At 50.4% G+C, this 14,030-nt stretch carries 11 protein-coding genes; all 11 read right to left on the bottom strand.

All coding sequences use genetic code 11. From position 1 onward, the window contains the following. Nucleotides 1-2: 2 nt before the first annotated feature. Nucleotides 3-929, bottom strand: a complete 927-nt coding sequence (locus HEN33_RS15595) for an oligopeptide/dipeptide ABC transporter ATP-binding protein (protein ID WP_176262928.1) — start codon at nucleotides 927-929, stop codon at nucleotides 3-5. Then, complete coding sequence (locus HEN33_RS15590) at nucleotides 922-1,908, bottom strand: ABC transporter ATP-binding protein (RefSeq protein WP_176262929.1); 987 nt, start codon at nucleotides 1,906-1,908, stop codon at nucleotides 922-924. The genes HEN33_RS15595 and HEN33_RS15590 overlap by 8 nt, the downstream gene beginning before the upstream one ends. After that, nucleotides 1,905-2,801: a D,D-dipeptide ABC transporter permease gene (gene ddpC, locus HEN33_RS15585; RefSeq protein WP_000979633.1), complete on the bottom strand. Its 897-nt coding sequence runs from the start codon at nucleotides 2,799-2,801 to the stop codon at nucleotides 1,905-1,907. Before ddpC ends, HEN33_RS15590 begins: the two co-directional genes overlap by 4 nt. Then, on the bottom strand, nucleotides 2,798-3,820 hold the full coding sequence (locus HEN33_RS15580; RefSeq protein ID WP_000145093.1) for an ABC transporter permease: 1,023 nt from the start codon (nucleotides 3,818-3,820) through the stop codon (nucleotides 2,798-2,800). Before HEN33_RS15580 ends, ddpC begins: the two co-directional genes overlap by 4 nt. 1 nt (nucleotide 3,821) lies before the next feature. Next, nucleotides 3,822-5,372, bottom strand: a complete 1,551-nt coding sequence (locus HEN33_RS15575) for an ABC transporter substrate-binding protein (protein ID WP_176262930.1) — start codon at nucleotides 5,370-5,372, stop codon at nucleotides 3,822-3,824. Between the two features lie 13 nt (nucleotides 5,373-5,385). Continuing rightward, nucleotides 5,386-5,967, bottom strand: coding sequence for a D-alanyl-D-alanine dipeptidase (gene ddpX / locus HEN33_RS15570; protein ID WP_176262931.1), 582 nt, complete (start codon nucleotides 5,965-5,967; stop codon nucleotides 5,386-5,388). A gap of 257 nt (nucleotides 5,968-6,224) precedes the next feature. Further along, nucleotides 6,225-8,624: an oxygen-sensing cyclic-di-GMP phosphodiesterase DosP gene (gene dosP, locus HEN33_RS15565; RefSeq protein ID WP_024211995.1), complete on the bottom strand. Its 2,400-nt coding sequence runs from the start codon at nucleotides 8,622-8,624 to the stop codon at nucleotides 6,225-6,227. 24 nt (nucleotides 8,625-8,648) lie between these two features. After that, on the bottom strand, nucleotides 8,649-10,031 hold the full coding sequence (dosC, locus tag HEN33_RS15560; RefSeq protein ID WP_000426275.1) for a diguanylate cyclase DosC: 1,383 nt from the start codon (nucleotides 10,029-10,031) through the stop codon (nucleotides 8,649-8,651). Between the two features lie 358 nt (nucleotides 10,032-10,389). Then, nucleotides 10,390-11,709, bottom strand: a complete 1,320-nt coding sequence (locus tag HEN33_RS15555) for a family 10 glycosylhydrolase (protein ID WP_176262932.1) — start codon at nucleotides 11,707-11,709, stop codon at nucleotides 10,390-10,392. Nucleotides 11,710-11,839: 130 nt separating this feature from the next. Further along, nucleotides 11,840-13,375, bottom strand: coding sequence for an acid resistance gamma-aminobutyrate antiporter GadC (gene gadC, locus HEN33_RS15550; protein WP_032303025.1), 1,536 nt, complete (start codon nucleotides 13,373-13,375; stop codon nucleotides 11,840-11,842). Nucleotides 13,376-13,530: 155 nt separating this feature from the next. Continuing rightward, nucleotides 13,531-14,030 (bottom strand): pyridoxal-dependent decarboxylase (locus tag HEN33_RS15545; RefSeq protein WP_000295429.1); only part of this gene is annotated, 500 nt, incomplete at its 5' end.

Genomic DNA, 14,030 nt, shown 5'->3' with positions numbered 1-14,030 from the left:
CTCTACAGCGCCCGCCAGCACCTGATCTCACGTCCGTCCTCCCTTATTGTTAATGATTGCCGGACTTCACATCCGTGGGTTGCCAGAGGGCAACGTTCACGGAAAAAACAGCCTTGTGGCAACGTGCGGTTTCCTGGTAGATCCGTTTTACGTAATGCCCATTCTTCCTCCAGCGGTTTATCAATGGCGGGGAGGGAATCCAGCAATAATCGGGTGTATGGATGTGCCGGAGCTGTCAGCACCTGTTGCGCGTCTCCTAGTTCCACAATCTGTCCGAGATACATCACCGCCACCCGATCGCTCATATGACGTATCACCGAGACATTGTGTGAAATCAGCACATAAGTCAGCTCGCGATTTTCCTGTAGCGTTACCAGTAAATTGAGGATCTGCGCCTGCACGGAGATATCCAGCGCCGAGGTTGGTTCATCAAGCACAATCATGTCAGGCTGTGAAGAGAGTGCTCTGGCAATGGCGATACGTTGCCGCTGCCCGCCTGAGAACGCATGAGGCAAGCGGTCGAGATACTCCGGACGAATACCCACCTGCACAGCCAGCTCCTCTGCCAACGCTCGCCGCTGTTGTTCACTACTACGCTTAGCAATCCAGAGCGGTTCCGTGATGATGCGCCACACCGGTAAGCGCGGATTAAGCGAAGAGAGCGGGTCCTGAAACACCATCTGCATAATGCGTTGTGATCCTGAACGGATGTACTGCCCGTGGCTCGGTTGCAGCATACCCATTAAAAGCTGTGCGAGGGTGCTTTTGCCGCAGCCTGACTCACCGACGATCCCTAAGGTTTCACCACGACGGATCTGTAAATCAATACCATTGATGGCATGAACATGTTCCGTAGTTTTACCAAGCCAGTTTTTTCGGGCCGGGAAATTGATATGGACGTCGCGTAACGTTAATAACGTGTCAGACACTAATGACCTCCTGCTGAGGATACCAACAGGCGCAGCGGTGGTTGTTGTCACCACACGCTGTCAGCGCCGGGACGTTTTCACACTGTGTACCTGCCGCATAGCAACGATCGCGAAAAGCGCAGCCGTCAGGCAAATGGGTGAGGTTTGGTACCGTCCCTGGAATGGCGGGTAATGGCTGGCGTGGTATTCCATGTTCCGGTGCGCATTGCAGCAAACCAATGGTATACGGATGCCGGGGATGATGGATAACGTCTGCCGTCATGCCGCTCTCGATCACGCTTCCGGCATACATCACGTAAACGCTATCGCACAGTTGCGACACCACGGCCATATCATGGCTGATGAACAGTACCGCAGTTCCACTGGCGCGGGCTTTATGTTTAAGCAGACGCAGTACCTGCAACTGTACCGTGACGTCCAGCGCCGTAGTCGGTTCGTCGGCAATAATCAATTGCGGCTCGCAGGAGAATGCCAGCGCAATCATTACCCGCTGGCGCATACCACCTGAAAGCTCAAACGGATAGCGCGACATAACTTCCACGGCATCCGGGATTTGCATCTCTTCCAGCAGGACAATCGCTTTAGCTCTGGCTTCCCGACGACTTATTGGTTGATGATGGCGGATCACGTCCATCATCTGAAGACCTATTCGACGTGTCGGATTTAGGGCGGTCATCGGTTCCTGAAAGATCATCGCCACTCGTGTGCCGCGCCACTGACGAAGCTGTTTTTCCCGAGCGTTAAGAGCATCTTCTCCCAGCAGTGAAATATGTCCCCGATGTACGCAATAACTGCCCGTCGGTAACAGACGCATAATCAACATTGCAGTGACTGATTTACCCGAGCCGGATTCTCCCACCAGACCGACAATTTCACCGCGGTTGATTTTCAATGACACATTGTTGAGCGCGTGAACGTCGCCGTTAAAACCGGAGAAACTCAAATGCAGTTGTTGAATGTCCAGAACGGGTTGGGTCATGACTGCTTTCCTCCTGCTTTCGGGTCAAGCAGATCGCGAATACCATCACCAAAGAGATTGAAGCCGACGGCGGTAAGCAAAATCGCTGCCCCCGGAAATGCGCAATACCACCATTGATCGAGCACATAGTTGCGACCATTCGCCACCATCGCCCCCCATTCAGCACTCGGTTGTTGAGCACCCAGGCCAATAAATCCCAACGTGGCGGCCATTAAAATCGCGCTACCAATATCCAGCGATGCCTGCACAATCAGCGGCGGCAGGGAGTTACGTAAAATATGCCAGTTGATCAGATGCCAGCGTGACGCACCGAAGGTTTTCGCCGCCTGAACGAAAGTGTACTGGCGGACAACTAATGTTTGTCCCCGCGCCAGGCGCACATAAAACGGGATTCGCACGATAGCAATCGCCAGCATGGCGTTAAACAAACTCGGTCCAAGTGCGGCAGCCAGCGCCATTGTCAGCACCAGCGAAGGAATCGACAGCATAATGTCCATGATGCGCATGATGATCGCGTCTGCGCGTCCGCCAAGCACACCGGATAGACACCCGAGTAGCGAACCCATCATACCCGCAATGGCGACCACCACTAATCCGGCGAGAATTGATTGCTGACTGCCGACCAGTACGCGGCTAAACAGATCGCGTCCCACTTCATCGGTGCCAAACCAGTGCGCCGCAGAAGGCGGCAAAAGGCGGGCAGTTAAATCAATGGCGTTGGGATCATGCGTCGCCAGCCACGGTGAAAAAATCATCATCAATAGCATTAATACAATGATGACTGCGCCGGTCACGGTGAGCGGACTGCCTTTCAGCATCCATACCAGTTTTGCACCGTTAAATCGCGTTTGTTTTGGTGGGCGTACGACGGACGTTTCCTCGCTTAGCATCATTCATCACCTCCACGTCCGATACGCGGATCAATCCACAAATAGAGCAAATCCACCACCAGGTTGACCAGCACATAAGCAAATGAAACCACGACGGCAAAGCCCATCACTGCCGGGAAGTCGAGCGCCTGTATTGATGTTACTACCCATGCACCCATTCCGGGCCAGGCAAAAACGGTTTCGGTGAGCACTGCGCCATACAACAAATCGCCCAGCGCCAGCCCCAATACGGTAATCGAGGGGATCAACGCATTGGGTAGCGCATAACATAAAACGATATACCAGCCGGGCAAGCCGCTGGCCCGGGCGGTACGAATGTAGTCTTCACTCAATTGTTCCAGCATAGCTGAGCGGATCTGGCGAGCGACAATCCCCAGGTGAACGAACGCCAGCGTTAATGCCGGTAAGATGAGATGTTGCAGCGCATTGAAGAAGACTTCACCGTTGCCTTCAAGCAGCGCATCGAGCAGATAAAAGCCGGTAACGTGCGTTGGTGGATCCAGCCAGTCATCAAGCCTTCCGCCGCCGGGAAGAATTTGCAGATGACCATAAAACAGCACAATGACGCCCAGCCCAAGCCAGAACGCAGGTGTGGAGATTCCGGTAATGGCCATTATTCGCACCAGATGATCCAGCCAGCGATTTCGCCAGACTGCAGAGAGTATGCCCAGCGGGATACCAACCAGGAGTGCCAGCAGCAGAGCGCAAAATGCCAGTTCCAGCGTCGCCGGGAAAAATATGCGCAACTCTTCCAGCACCGGACGCCCGGTACGAATGGATGTTCCCAGGTCACCCTGAAACAGGTCGCTGACGTAGCGGTAAAACTGTACGTACAGTGGCTGGTCCAGTCCCAGTTGCTGGCGAATATTATCCACGATAGCATCGCTGGCGCGGTCACCCGCCAGTAACCGCGCCGGGTCGCCGGGGATCAGGTGCGAGATAATAAACGTAATCACACAGACGCCCGCCACCACGAGCACCAGCCCCCAGCAGCGTTGGCGTAAAATACTCCAGAAGGTCACGTTATTTACTCATGGTATTGATATTGAAGACCTGTTCCAGCATGGGATTGAACACAAAGCCTTTCACCTCTTTGTTCATCGCCAGTTGGTAGTTTTTCTGGAACAGGTACACATAAGCAGCGTCATCAATGACGATTTTCTGTGCCTGCTGGTAGTCCCGGGTACGCTGCGTCTGGTCGGTGGTCGCTAGCGCATTGCGCAGTAACTTATCGACCTCACTGTTTTCATAGAACGAGCGGTTACCCGGCAGACCTTTTTTGTCGGACTCAAACCAGTAATTCATAAACATATACGGGTCGGCAAAATCCGGACTCCAGTTGCCAATCGCGATGTCGTAATCACCTTTACCCACTCTGTCGCGCATGGTGGCGTTCGCCAGCTTTTCCAGCTTCACATTGATGCCCAGCTTGTTGAGGCTGGATTGTGTTGCCAGAGCAATAGGTTCCCAGTTCGGGTCGTTATCGGAGTAGAGAAACGTCAGGCTGGTGGGTTTGCTCGTCACTTTATCCCATTCGGCTTTGGCTTTCGTTTCGTCATGGTTGTATTGCATTGCCGTCGCATCGTATCCCCACATGCCTTCCGGAATCGGGCCGCGCATTTGTTTTCCGTTACCACTCAGAATGCCGTTAATCATACCCTGATAATCGGTAGACCAGGAAATGGCCCGACGCAGATCCGCCTGATTAAGTGGCGCTTTGCTGTTATTGAGATACAGATAGGTGACGCGCAGTGACGGATACTCTGCCACGTTGACTTTGTTTTCCTGCTTCAGGGCGTTGAGTTGATCCACCGGCAGCGCATCGGCAATGTCAATGTCGCCACGGGAGAGCTGCAGGCGACGGGAGGCACTTTCACCGATAATTTTTACCGATACCCGTTTGAAGTTCGGTTTATTGCCGGGGTAATGCGGATTTGGCACCAGAACTAATTGCTGACCTTTTTGCCAGCTTTTCAGCATAAACGGTCCGGAGCCAGCGGTATTTTGCGCGAGGAAACCACGGGCATCATCGGCCGCATGTTCTTTTAAGACCGCCGGATTGATAATGGATGCACCGTCATTCGCCAGCGTGTAGAGGAACGGTGCGAATGGCTGGCTAAGGGTAAACCTCACCGTATGTTCGTCGGGAGCATCAATCTTTAAATCTTTGGGAAATGCTTCTGCTGGCCCCTGACCGATTTTTAGTAACCGCTCAAAAGAGAGTTTTACTGCTTCGGCAGTGACGGGTGTGCCATCGGCAAATTTAGCATTGTCCTTCAGGGTGAACGTCCACTCTTTTTGATCGTCAGACGCTTTCCAGCTACTCGCCAGATCGCCTTCAACGTCTGTTGAGCCTTTATCACCGTCCGTTTTGTACTGAACCAGTCGCTGATAAGACGGGTAGGTCACTGTCCAGTCGTTATTATCAATTGTTACCGCCGGGTCGAGGGTTTGTGGGTCGGCAGCTTTACCGATCACCAGCATATCTTTCGGTACGGCGGCGTGCGCAACCGGCATTGTTGTGGCAAGGACGATCGCGAGCAATGTAGGACGAAACGAAATCGATCTCTTCATGACAGTTTCCTGATTAACTGGCGTGCTGTGTGCCAGGGGATATAAAACAGGTGAATTGATCAGCAAGTAGTGGGTAACTCGCTGCCTGGGGTAATTCGAAGTGCCACCATTCGCTCGGGATACCGACAAAGCCACCGCCAGTCATAATCGCATTCAGCAACAGGCGATTGCGCTGAGCGGCGGGCGGGACGGAAGGATGGTAAGCATGGGAACGTTCGTGCATTTCATCGAACTCTGCGCCCATATCGAGGATGTTCCCGTGCTCATCACGAAGCGTCAGGTCGATCGCGGTGCCACGGCTGTGATTAGAACCGACCGTCACATCAACAACATATTGCGTGTCTGGGCAGGTTTGCCACAACATCGCCTGTGCTTGTTGTGGGCGATACGCATCGTAAATCACCAGTTGTAAGCCTGACAGCTGGGCGATACTGATACTTTTCGCCAGCGCGGTAATCGCATCCTTGTGTAACAGACAACGCGCTTGCTGATAAATAGCTTTACCTGTGATGTTATCAGCGCAGGCGTATTTCAATTCGATCTCCAGATCAGGGAAGATCACGGCTAAATCAACCAGTTCGGTGGTATCCGACATAAACGGTTCCTGTATAAGACAAAAATTGCTGCGCTTTCCGCTTATGCAGATCTCATGCCATGCCGGGATAAGCGCCAGAATGCTGGCTTAAAGTTATATTTTTTAACTTTTGATCAACATTTGTGCAGCGTAGTGCAGTTTTGGTGCAAGAGGGGAAGTTAAGGAAGGAATCTCCCGGAATCGTAGCTGAAATCACAGTATTTAAGTGACAGTGTCACGTTAAATGAAAACCCGCGAGTGCGGGCGAGAGGGATTTGTCAGATTTTCAGCGGTAACACGCTACTCATCCAGCCTGGAATTTCTTCGGCGGGCAGGGGGCGGGAAAAGAAATATCCCTGAATAACGCGACAGTGAATCTTGCGTAGCATCTCAAATTGCTCTTTGGTTTCGACGCCTTCCGCTACGACGGTTAAATTGAGGCTTTGCCCAATGCTGGTAATAGCTTCAAGTAAGGCAAGGATGCGTTTTTCAGTCAGACAACGATCAACAAAACTTTTGTCAATTTTGATTTCCGTTACCGGAAGACTGACTAAGCGGGATAACCCGGAAAAACCCGTGCCAAAATCATCTACCGATAAACCCACGCCCATATCGCGCAGGATCTGGATGCGCTTAAAAATTTCCGTATCGTGTTCCATCATCATGCTTTCGGTGATTTCCACCGTTAGCTGGTGGCCGTCAATGCCCCAGACTTGCATTGCATCAGACACCTGATTAGGCAGCTGATTACTGCGGAAGTGCAGCGCAGACAAGTTAACGGATAACGCTGGAATATGAATATTCTGGCTACGCCATTCTGCTAACTGACGGCAAGCTTCCGCGATGACCCAGCGCCCAATATTTTCGATTTCGCCAATCTCTTCTGCGAGAGGAATAAACCGTGAAGGGGGCACATGACCATGCAGAGGATCGTGCCAGCGAGCAAGGGCTTCGATACCATACAGTTCACCCGTTTCTGCGAAGATTTGCGGTTGGTAAACCAGTTTCAGTTGGTTATTGCTAATCGCTTCTTTCAGCGCTGCGCCTAATATCAATCGTTCTTTCACCATTTCGTTCATCACCGGGCTGAAGAACTGCCAGCCGTTACCGCCATTCTTGCGAATATAATCCATCGCGTTATGGGCAGTGGAGAGCAGGTAATCGCGGTTTTTACCCACGTCGTAGCTGATGCCAATGCTCAAGGTGAGCGGGAATGGTTTATCGTCAATCATTATCGGCTTGCTGACCACATTCCGTAGCTCATCGGCGATTTGGGTAATGTTACTGACGTCGTTTTCCAGGCTCACGAGGACAAACTGCGTACCTTCGATACGACAGAGATACTGATCCGGTTTGAGTTTTTCACGAAAGCGATTGACCACTTCCAGCAATGCCTGATCGGCCCACGCATAGCCAAGGCTATCAATCACATCCTGAATATGGTCAACACCGATGAGATAGACCACCGGAGAGACGGCTTTGTCGACCAGGTCATCGAGGTAATTGTGCAGGTTATTGCGATTTGGCAGACCGGTCATCGGATCAAATTGGATGAGTTGTTCAATATGCTGACGGCTTTTTTCCTGTTCCAGCGCCAGCGCGGCCATATGCTGGCTGATATCTGCCACGCGTTCGATAAAGGCGCTGGTTTCTGCTCCTGACGAGGTTTTAATTTGCAGGATCCCCGCCGGTGCGCCATCACGCTGACGAATGGTCGCTGACCAGCTTTGCGCATTTTGAACTTCTGTACCGTGCGAAGATGACGCCCAGTGTATCGGCATCCCGTTGCGCAGCGCGAACAGCGAAACATGCGATTCGTTGAGAACGGATTCGATGTTACGACAAATGATTTCCCCCATTTCATGAAATGGCGGGCTGCTGCACATGGCGGCGAGAATATTGCCTTCAAGCTGGCGGATTTGCCGTTCTTCGGTGATATCCGAGAAAGTCATTACCAGGTTCTGCAGATGCGCGAGCACATCATAGACCGGGCTGATAGAGGCTTTAATCCAGATTTTTTCACCGGTGCGCGTCAACAGCAGAAATTCGTCCTGATCGCGGGCGGTTTTCCATAGCAACTGTTGTAAACGAATGCGGTTATCAGCAGGGAATTCTGGAATGTTCAGGAGTGTATCGGGCTGCATACCGCTGGCTTCGCTAATGCAGTAACCAAACATTTCGGTAAATGCGCGATTGCACTGCACAATATGGCGTTCCGGATCGAGGACAATCACCGGTCGGTCGAGATGGTCAACAGCAATAATCAATTGTCGGGTCTGTTCTTTTTGCGCCATTTCTACGCTGGCATCCCGTACCAGCGCCAGGTAATAAATTTTACCCTCGGCGCTCACTTTCGATAGCGCAAAACGGGTCCAGATTTTACTGCCGTCTTTTTTCTCCAGCTGCAGCTCCCGACTCATCCCCTCGACGCGCGCTTTACCGCCTTCACGGTTGTGACGGATATATTCAGGATGCGCAGGACGCAAATCCCGCGGAATCAGCATATCAATGTTATTGCCAATGACTTCTTCACGTTTGTATCCCCAGAGCTTCTCTGCGGCGGGGTTGAAAAACATCACTTCATCATTTTCGTTAATTAACACCGCGCCCATCATATTTTGCTCAAGGGCGGGGAAAAAAATGCCATCGGCGGCATTATCCGCATCGGTTAGCTTCATGATTACCTCTGCATCCTGGCGCATCTAAAGACTGGCTTTCCAGAGTTCAACACGGTTTCTACCTCGTCTTTTGGCGATATACAGAGCTTCATCGGCTATTTGAATGAGGCGCTCATAGTCAGGATGACCATTAAACATGGCGGCACCGATGGAAAGTGAGAGGGCAATATCTTCGCCGTTTGCGGCTTTCAGTTTGGTTTTCTCCACCCGACTGCGAATACGTTCTGCGGTACGTAACGTTTCGTTTTCAGAAGCTTCAGTCAGGACAATGATAAATTCATCTCCCCCGTAACGAAAAACATAATCACTACTGCGGACGTTGTCGTAAAAGGCCTGAGAAACTTTACGCAAAATTTCATCACCGGTGTTATGGCCCCACGTATCGTTGATCTCTTTGAATTTATCAACGTCAATAATCAGCACTGACAGGGGGGTTCCGGTCCGGTTGGCATGGGCAATTTCGCGTTTAAAGATGGTCGGCAGGAAGCGGCGGTTAAGTAATTTTGTCAGTACATCCATACCCACTTCGTGGCGAGATACTTCTTCAAATAATTCACGCAGCAAGGTAATAATTTGCGATACGGTATTTCTTATCTGTAATAAAAATCTCACCCGCAGAGTTTTGTTGCTCAAATTTTTTGCATTACGCATGGTTTGATTAAAAATACCGTCGAAATCCTGAATCAGGCGGGAGATATGACCCACTTCGGCAATGCCGCTAAAATAATGTCGACCTTTATGGTTAAACCACAGGCCAAAATCAGCCTGGCTTAAAGGCAAACTACTGCCTAAATCAGAATCCAGCAGAACTTTATAGATAATGTCAATTTCCCATGAAAGGATTGAGGCTATTTGGCGTTCTTTTTCTTCTTCGGCGTTTTCCAGTAACGAGAAGATACGATAGTTTTCATCTTCTTTTGAGGCACTACTGTCACTAAAGGTAAACGCGCGGGTCATGACTTCCATCGCGATATCAATACTGTTAATCGAGAAATGGTAGACCTGAAGTTTTTCTGCGGCAGAATAATCCGAAGAGAAAATCACCGGATAGAGGATTTTTTTCAGCACCCGAAACCCCATCTCGACAATTTCTACTGGAATGCCGATGCGGGCATGCACTTCTGCGACGGTATGCTGGATTTGTATTAGCCTTTCAACATCGTCAACCTGGGCAGAAAGCACATTAATAATCCAGCGTTCCATCGCACTTTTCAGCTGCCGCTCAACTTGTTCATTACTCAAGAATTCTTCGGCATGCGGGTCGATACGGACAATTCGGTAAAACTCAATACTCAGATAATGGGCATGCGCAACGGCAATTTCCGCGGCTTTAGCACGAATGAGCGGATCTGCTTGTTCGACAAGCCCGGTCCACTCATCTTTCATTCTTTTAAAATACATCTCCATAATTCACACCCTTATAAGGCTGGGAAAGCAGACGGAATCAAAACGAAACGTGCGGGATCGACTAACTGCACCATATTCTCCTGAAATATGAAGATATACTGAAAACAAATAAGCGACTTAGGACAGTTTCAATCTACGCTACTGTTCTTCAGAAGAGTATAGCCCATCGTAATTATTTTTCGGAAACAGCGAATACCGTAGGGTTTTCATATTCATACATTTTTATTAGGGGTTTTATGGCTATTAAACTCAGAGTGGTTAATTGCGTGGTTAATTTGGCTTAAATAAGCATGATTATTAGTGGGATATTTCAAGAGGATAACAAGCCGGTGAGTAAAGCACCGGCCATGTTACAAGTTTAACTGCCCCAACGACTTTGCAAATAGCTGACCGCTTGTTGAGTCTGAGGTTTGTTCAGATAGTCCTCACGGAACAAGATTGTGCCGCTGATTTCTGGTACAGCATCGTTAAGATCGAGCTGCTTTTTCAGTTCCGGTACGCCACCGTTAATCATCCAGTCTGGCTCTATCTTTGAAGGTTCACCCACTTTATAGAAGGCGATACCGATATACAGGCGGGTCCTGGTCGGTTTAACGACATCCGCCCACCATTTTGCCAAAACGTCATAACGTGCGGCACTCCGTGAGAACGGCCAGTAAATTTGGGGGGCAATGTAATCCAGCAATCCTTGTTCCACCCATCGACGGGTGTCAGCATAGGATTCGTCATAGGCTGCCGCGCCTCGGGTATCGGAACCGAGCGGATCGTGTGATCGGTTACGCCACACGCCTGCCGGGCTAACGCCAAATTCGACTTCCGGCTTAATGCTTTTAATGGTGTGCGAAACCTTCGCAATTAACTGCTGGGTATTGTTGCGCCGCCAGTCTGCTTTTGAAGCAAATGCGCTGCCGTATTTGCGGTACGTCTCGTTATCATTTAACCGTGAGCCCGGCGACTCAGTATAAAAATAGTCGTCAAACTGCACGCCATCTACCGGATAGCGGGAAACCACTTCCGCGACTATTGATGTGATCCAGTCCTGAACCTCAGGAATACCAGGGTCGAGGACAAACCGATCACCCGACGTTCTAATCCAGTCGCGGTGTTGCACATAGACGCTGGCCGGTTGTTGAGACAGGGTGCTATTCAGTTCCCTGATAGTACCAGGCTTTGTATTAACCGATACGCGGTAAGGGTTAAACCAGGCGTGTACTTTCATCCCACGCTTGTGGGCTTCGTCGAGCATAAATTGCAACGGATCGTAACCTGGATTTTCACCAATCTTTCCGGTCATAAGATCGGACCACGGCAAAATTTTCGATGGCCACAGGGCGGTACCGTCCGGCTTGACCTGGAAAAAGACCGTATTTATGCCGAGACGTTGCAGATGATCCAGTTTGTCGATCATCGCCTGTTGTTGTACACGTGCCCGGCTGGTGGGGTTACTAATGTTAACCGAGGAAACCGGTGGCCAGTCGAGGCGAGACACTGTGGCCAGCCAGATGCCACGCATCGGTTGTGACGATTGTTGCGTCGTAGCTGGTGGCTTCGAACCTGTTGGTGGTGTCACCATTGACTCTGGGGGCGTGCTTTTGCAACTACACAGTAAAAGTGCCAGTGCAACCAGTGCCGCTGGTCTTCTAATCGCTAATTTCACGTTTCGGGAGCAGATATCCATATATGCTGGTTTCCGGTAAACAGATGTGCGCTCATTCTCGTACTTATCCCGGTTAAGTCAATACGACAGCGAGCACGAAAAAGGGAGCGATGAATTATCGCTCCCTTGTCTTATAACCATTCAGACATGGTTAGTGTTTCTTGTCATTCATCACAATATAGTGTGGTGAACGTGCACGCGGGTGCAGGAAGAAGTGACCTTTTGGTGCGTTCTTACTGTTGATTGGCTCCAGAGTGACGCCGGTATTCGCTTTGCCTTTACGATCATGAACAGCATAGAGAATAAAGGGCAGGGCAAGTACCACCAGGAAACTAACGACCAGTAATTCAACATACATATCGGTAGAGTCACCCTGGATGTTATCCGGCGGCAGGAAGGAAACAATAAACGCCATAATTGAAGTCAGCAGACCGACAATTGCCACGACCAGTTTCACCCCTTTACCACCAGGGATATTAAATGTGCGTTTTAAGTCAGGATGTTTAAGAACCAACACAATGTAGCCAATAAACAGCATGAAATAAGCACACAGATAAATCACCACCGTCAGCGCCAGGGCGATCAGGAAGGACATATTGTTACCGCCACCAGTATTGGTGAGGATGATCAACGCGATAGTAGTAATCACCAGCTGCGAAATAACCAGCGTTACCGGTACGCCATTTTTGTTCATTTTAGCGAACGCCGCTGGCAGCAGGTTTTTCTGCGCGGTGACATACATCCCGCGAGAAGGGCCAACAATCCAGGAAGCGATTTCCGCCAGAACACCCAGCAACAGCAGTGCGGAGATCACGCGAACCGTCCACTCAATTTCCGGTGCCACATGGGACATAAGAACGGTAAAGGTTTGCATTACCCCTGCTGAGAGGTTGATTTCATTACCCGGAATAACCATCGCAATAGACAAACCGCCAACAGAGCTTAAGCAGATTGCCGCCACCATCAGCAGTAACATCGCCAGCGGATAATCGCGACCGGGATTGCGCATTTCATTGACGTGGGTTGCGGAAGCTTCTACCCCCATATAACTCAAAATGAAGGCAACAAACACAACCAGGGTGCCGACTTTAGAGAAGTCAGGGAAGAAGGTTTTCGCATCCATTTCGATAGCAACGGGAGCACCGGAGTGCAGATAAATAGCTGCTAATGCGATCAAAATAAATGCAGGTAACAGGATACCGGCGAAGAAGCCAACTTTAGCAATTCGCGCCGTGTATTTCGTGCCACCAAACTGTGTTAATGCCAGCGCCCAAAGAATGATGAGTGCTGCAATAGTTTTGGTAATGGGGTCTTCATTCAACGCTGGCCATTTCAAAATGTAGGAGAGTGCCCCTAACACGAAATAGAGCATTGGAATAAAACCGATGGCGATTTGCAGATAGCCAAATGAGATCGCTGCAAACCCCCATCTCGGCCCCAGAGTATTTGATACCCAGGCGAAGACGCCACCTTCTTCCCAGCCGTCGACGGTAGCCATTTCCGCAGCACAAAGTCCCACGGGAATAAACCATAAAATCCCGCCTAATAGCAGGAAGAAGACTAATGAAAAGCCCGATGTTGCGAAGGTAGGGTATTCATAAACAGCCATTACCATCGATGCCGTTATGGCAAAAAATCCGAGTAATGTGAGCTGCTTAGCTTTACCTGTCTGTACTGATGTAGCCATATTATCCCCCTAAAACGGTATTCCTGTCGGAACCGCACCTGTTTTGTTCTGAAGCACATTCAGAACAATATTTTCCGTTGCTAATGCCAGTGAACAGACTTTGGAAATTGTCCCGAAACGGATTCGTTTCGGGACACCGTTACCGTTAAACGTTATCAGGTATGTTTAAAGCTGTTCTGCTGGGCAATACCCTGCAGTTTCGGGTGATCGCTGAGATATTTCAGGGAGGCTTTGTAGTCTTCCAGCAACAGTTCAGCAAAGTCCATTTCGAAGCCGCGACGACACATAATGCGCATCACCACGATGTCGGTCGCTTCACCGCCGAGAGTGAAGGCCGGAACCTGCCAGCCGCGCAGGCGCAGACGTTCAGAGAGGTCGTAGAGGGTGTATCCCGGATCTTCACCATCTTTCAGTTTGAAGCAAACCGCCGGGATGCCTTCGTCCGGGCGACCGGTACAGATGAACTCATACGGCCCCAGTTTGGCGATTTCATCCGCCAGATAAGCGGCAACCTGGTAGGAAGCGTTCTGTACTTTGGTATAGCCTTCACGACCGAGGCGCAGGAATTCATAGTATTGTGCAATCACCTGACCCGCCGGGCGGGAGAAGTTGATGGCGAAAGTCCCAATCTGACCACCGAGGTAGTCAACGTTGA

Source organism: Escherichia sp. 94.0001 (assembly GCF_013369155.2).
Classification (GTDB): Bacteria; Pseudomonadota; Gammaproteobacteria; order Enterobacterales; family Enterobacteriaceae; genus Escherichia; species Escherichia coli_F.
The sequence above is the reverse complement of the archived record's forward strand: the minus strand, read 5'-3'. Positions and strand labels throughout refer to the sequence as shown.

What these genes read in the sequence shown, in the direction of transcription:
- HEN33_RS15590 (WP_176262929.1), bottom strand. Translation starts at nt 1,908, where the DNA reads ATGACCCAACCCGTTCTGGACATTCAACAACTGCATTTGAGTTTCTCC.
- ddpC (WP_000979633.1), bottom strand. Translation starts at nt 2,801, where the DNA reads ATGATGCTAAGCGAGGAAACGTCCGTCGTACGCCCACCAAAACAAACG.
- HEN33_RS15575 (WP_176262930.1), bottom strand. Translation starts at nt 5,372, where the DNA reads ATGAAGAGATCGATTTCGTTTCGTCCTACATTGCTCGCGATCGTCCTT.
- ddpX (WP_176262931.1), bottom strand. Translation starts at nt 5,967, where the DNA reads ATGTCGGATACCACCGAACTGGTTGATTTAGCCGTGATCTTCCCTGAT.
- dosP (WP_024211995.1), bottom strand. Translation starts at nt 8,624, where the DNA reads ATGAAGCTAACCGATGCGGATAATGCCGCCGATGGCATTTTTTTCCCC.
- dosC (WP_000426275.1), bottom strand. Translation starts at nt 10,031, where the DNA reads ATGGAGATGTATTTTAAAAGAATGAAAGATGAGTGGACCGGGCTTGTC.
- HEN33_RS15555 (WP_176262932.1), bottom strand. Translation starts at nt 11,709, where the DNA reads ATGGATATCTGCTCCCGAAACGTGAAATTAGCGATTAGAAGACCAGCG.
- gadC (WP_032303025.1), bottom strand. Translation starts at nt 13,375, where the DNA reads ATGGCTACATCAGTACAGACAGGTAAAGCTAAGCAGCTCACATTACTC.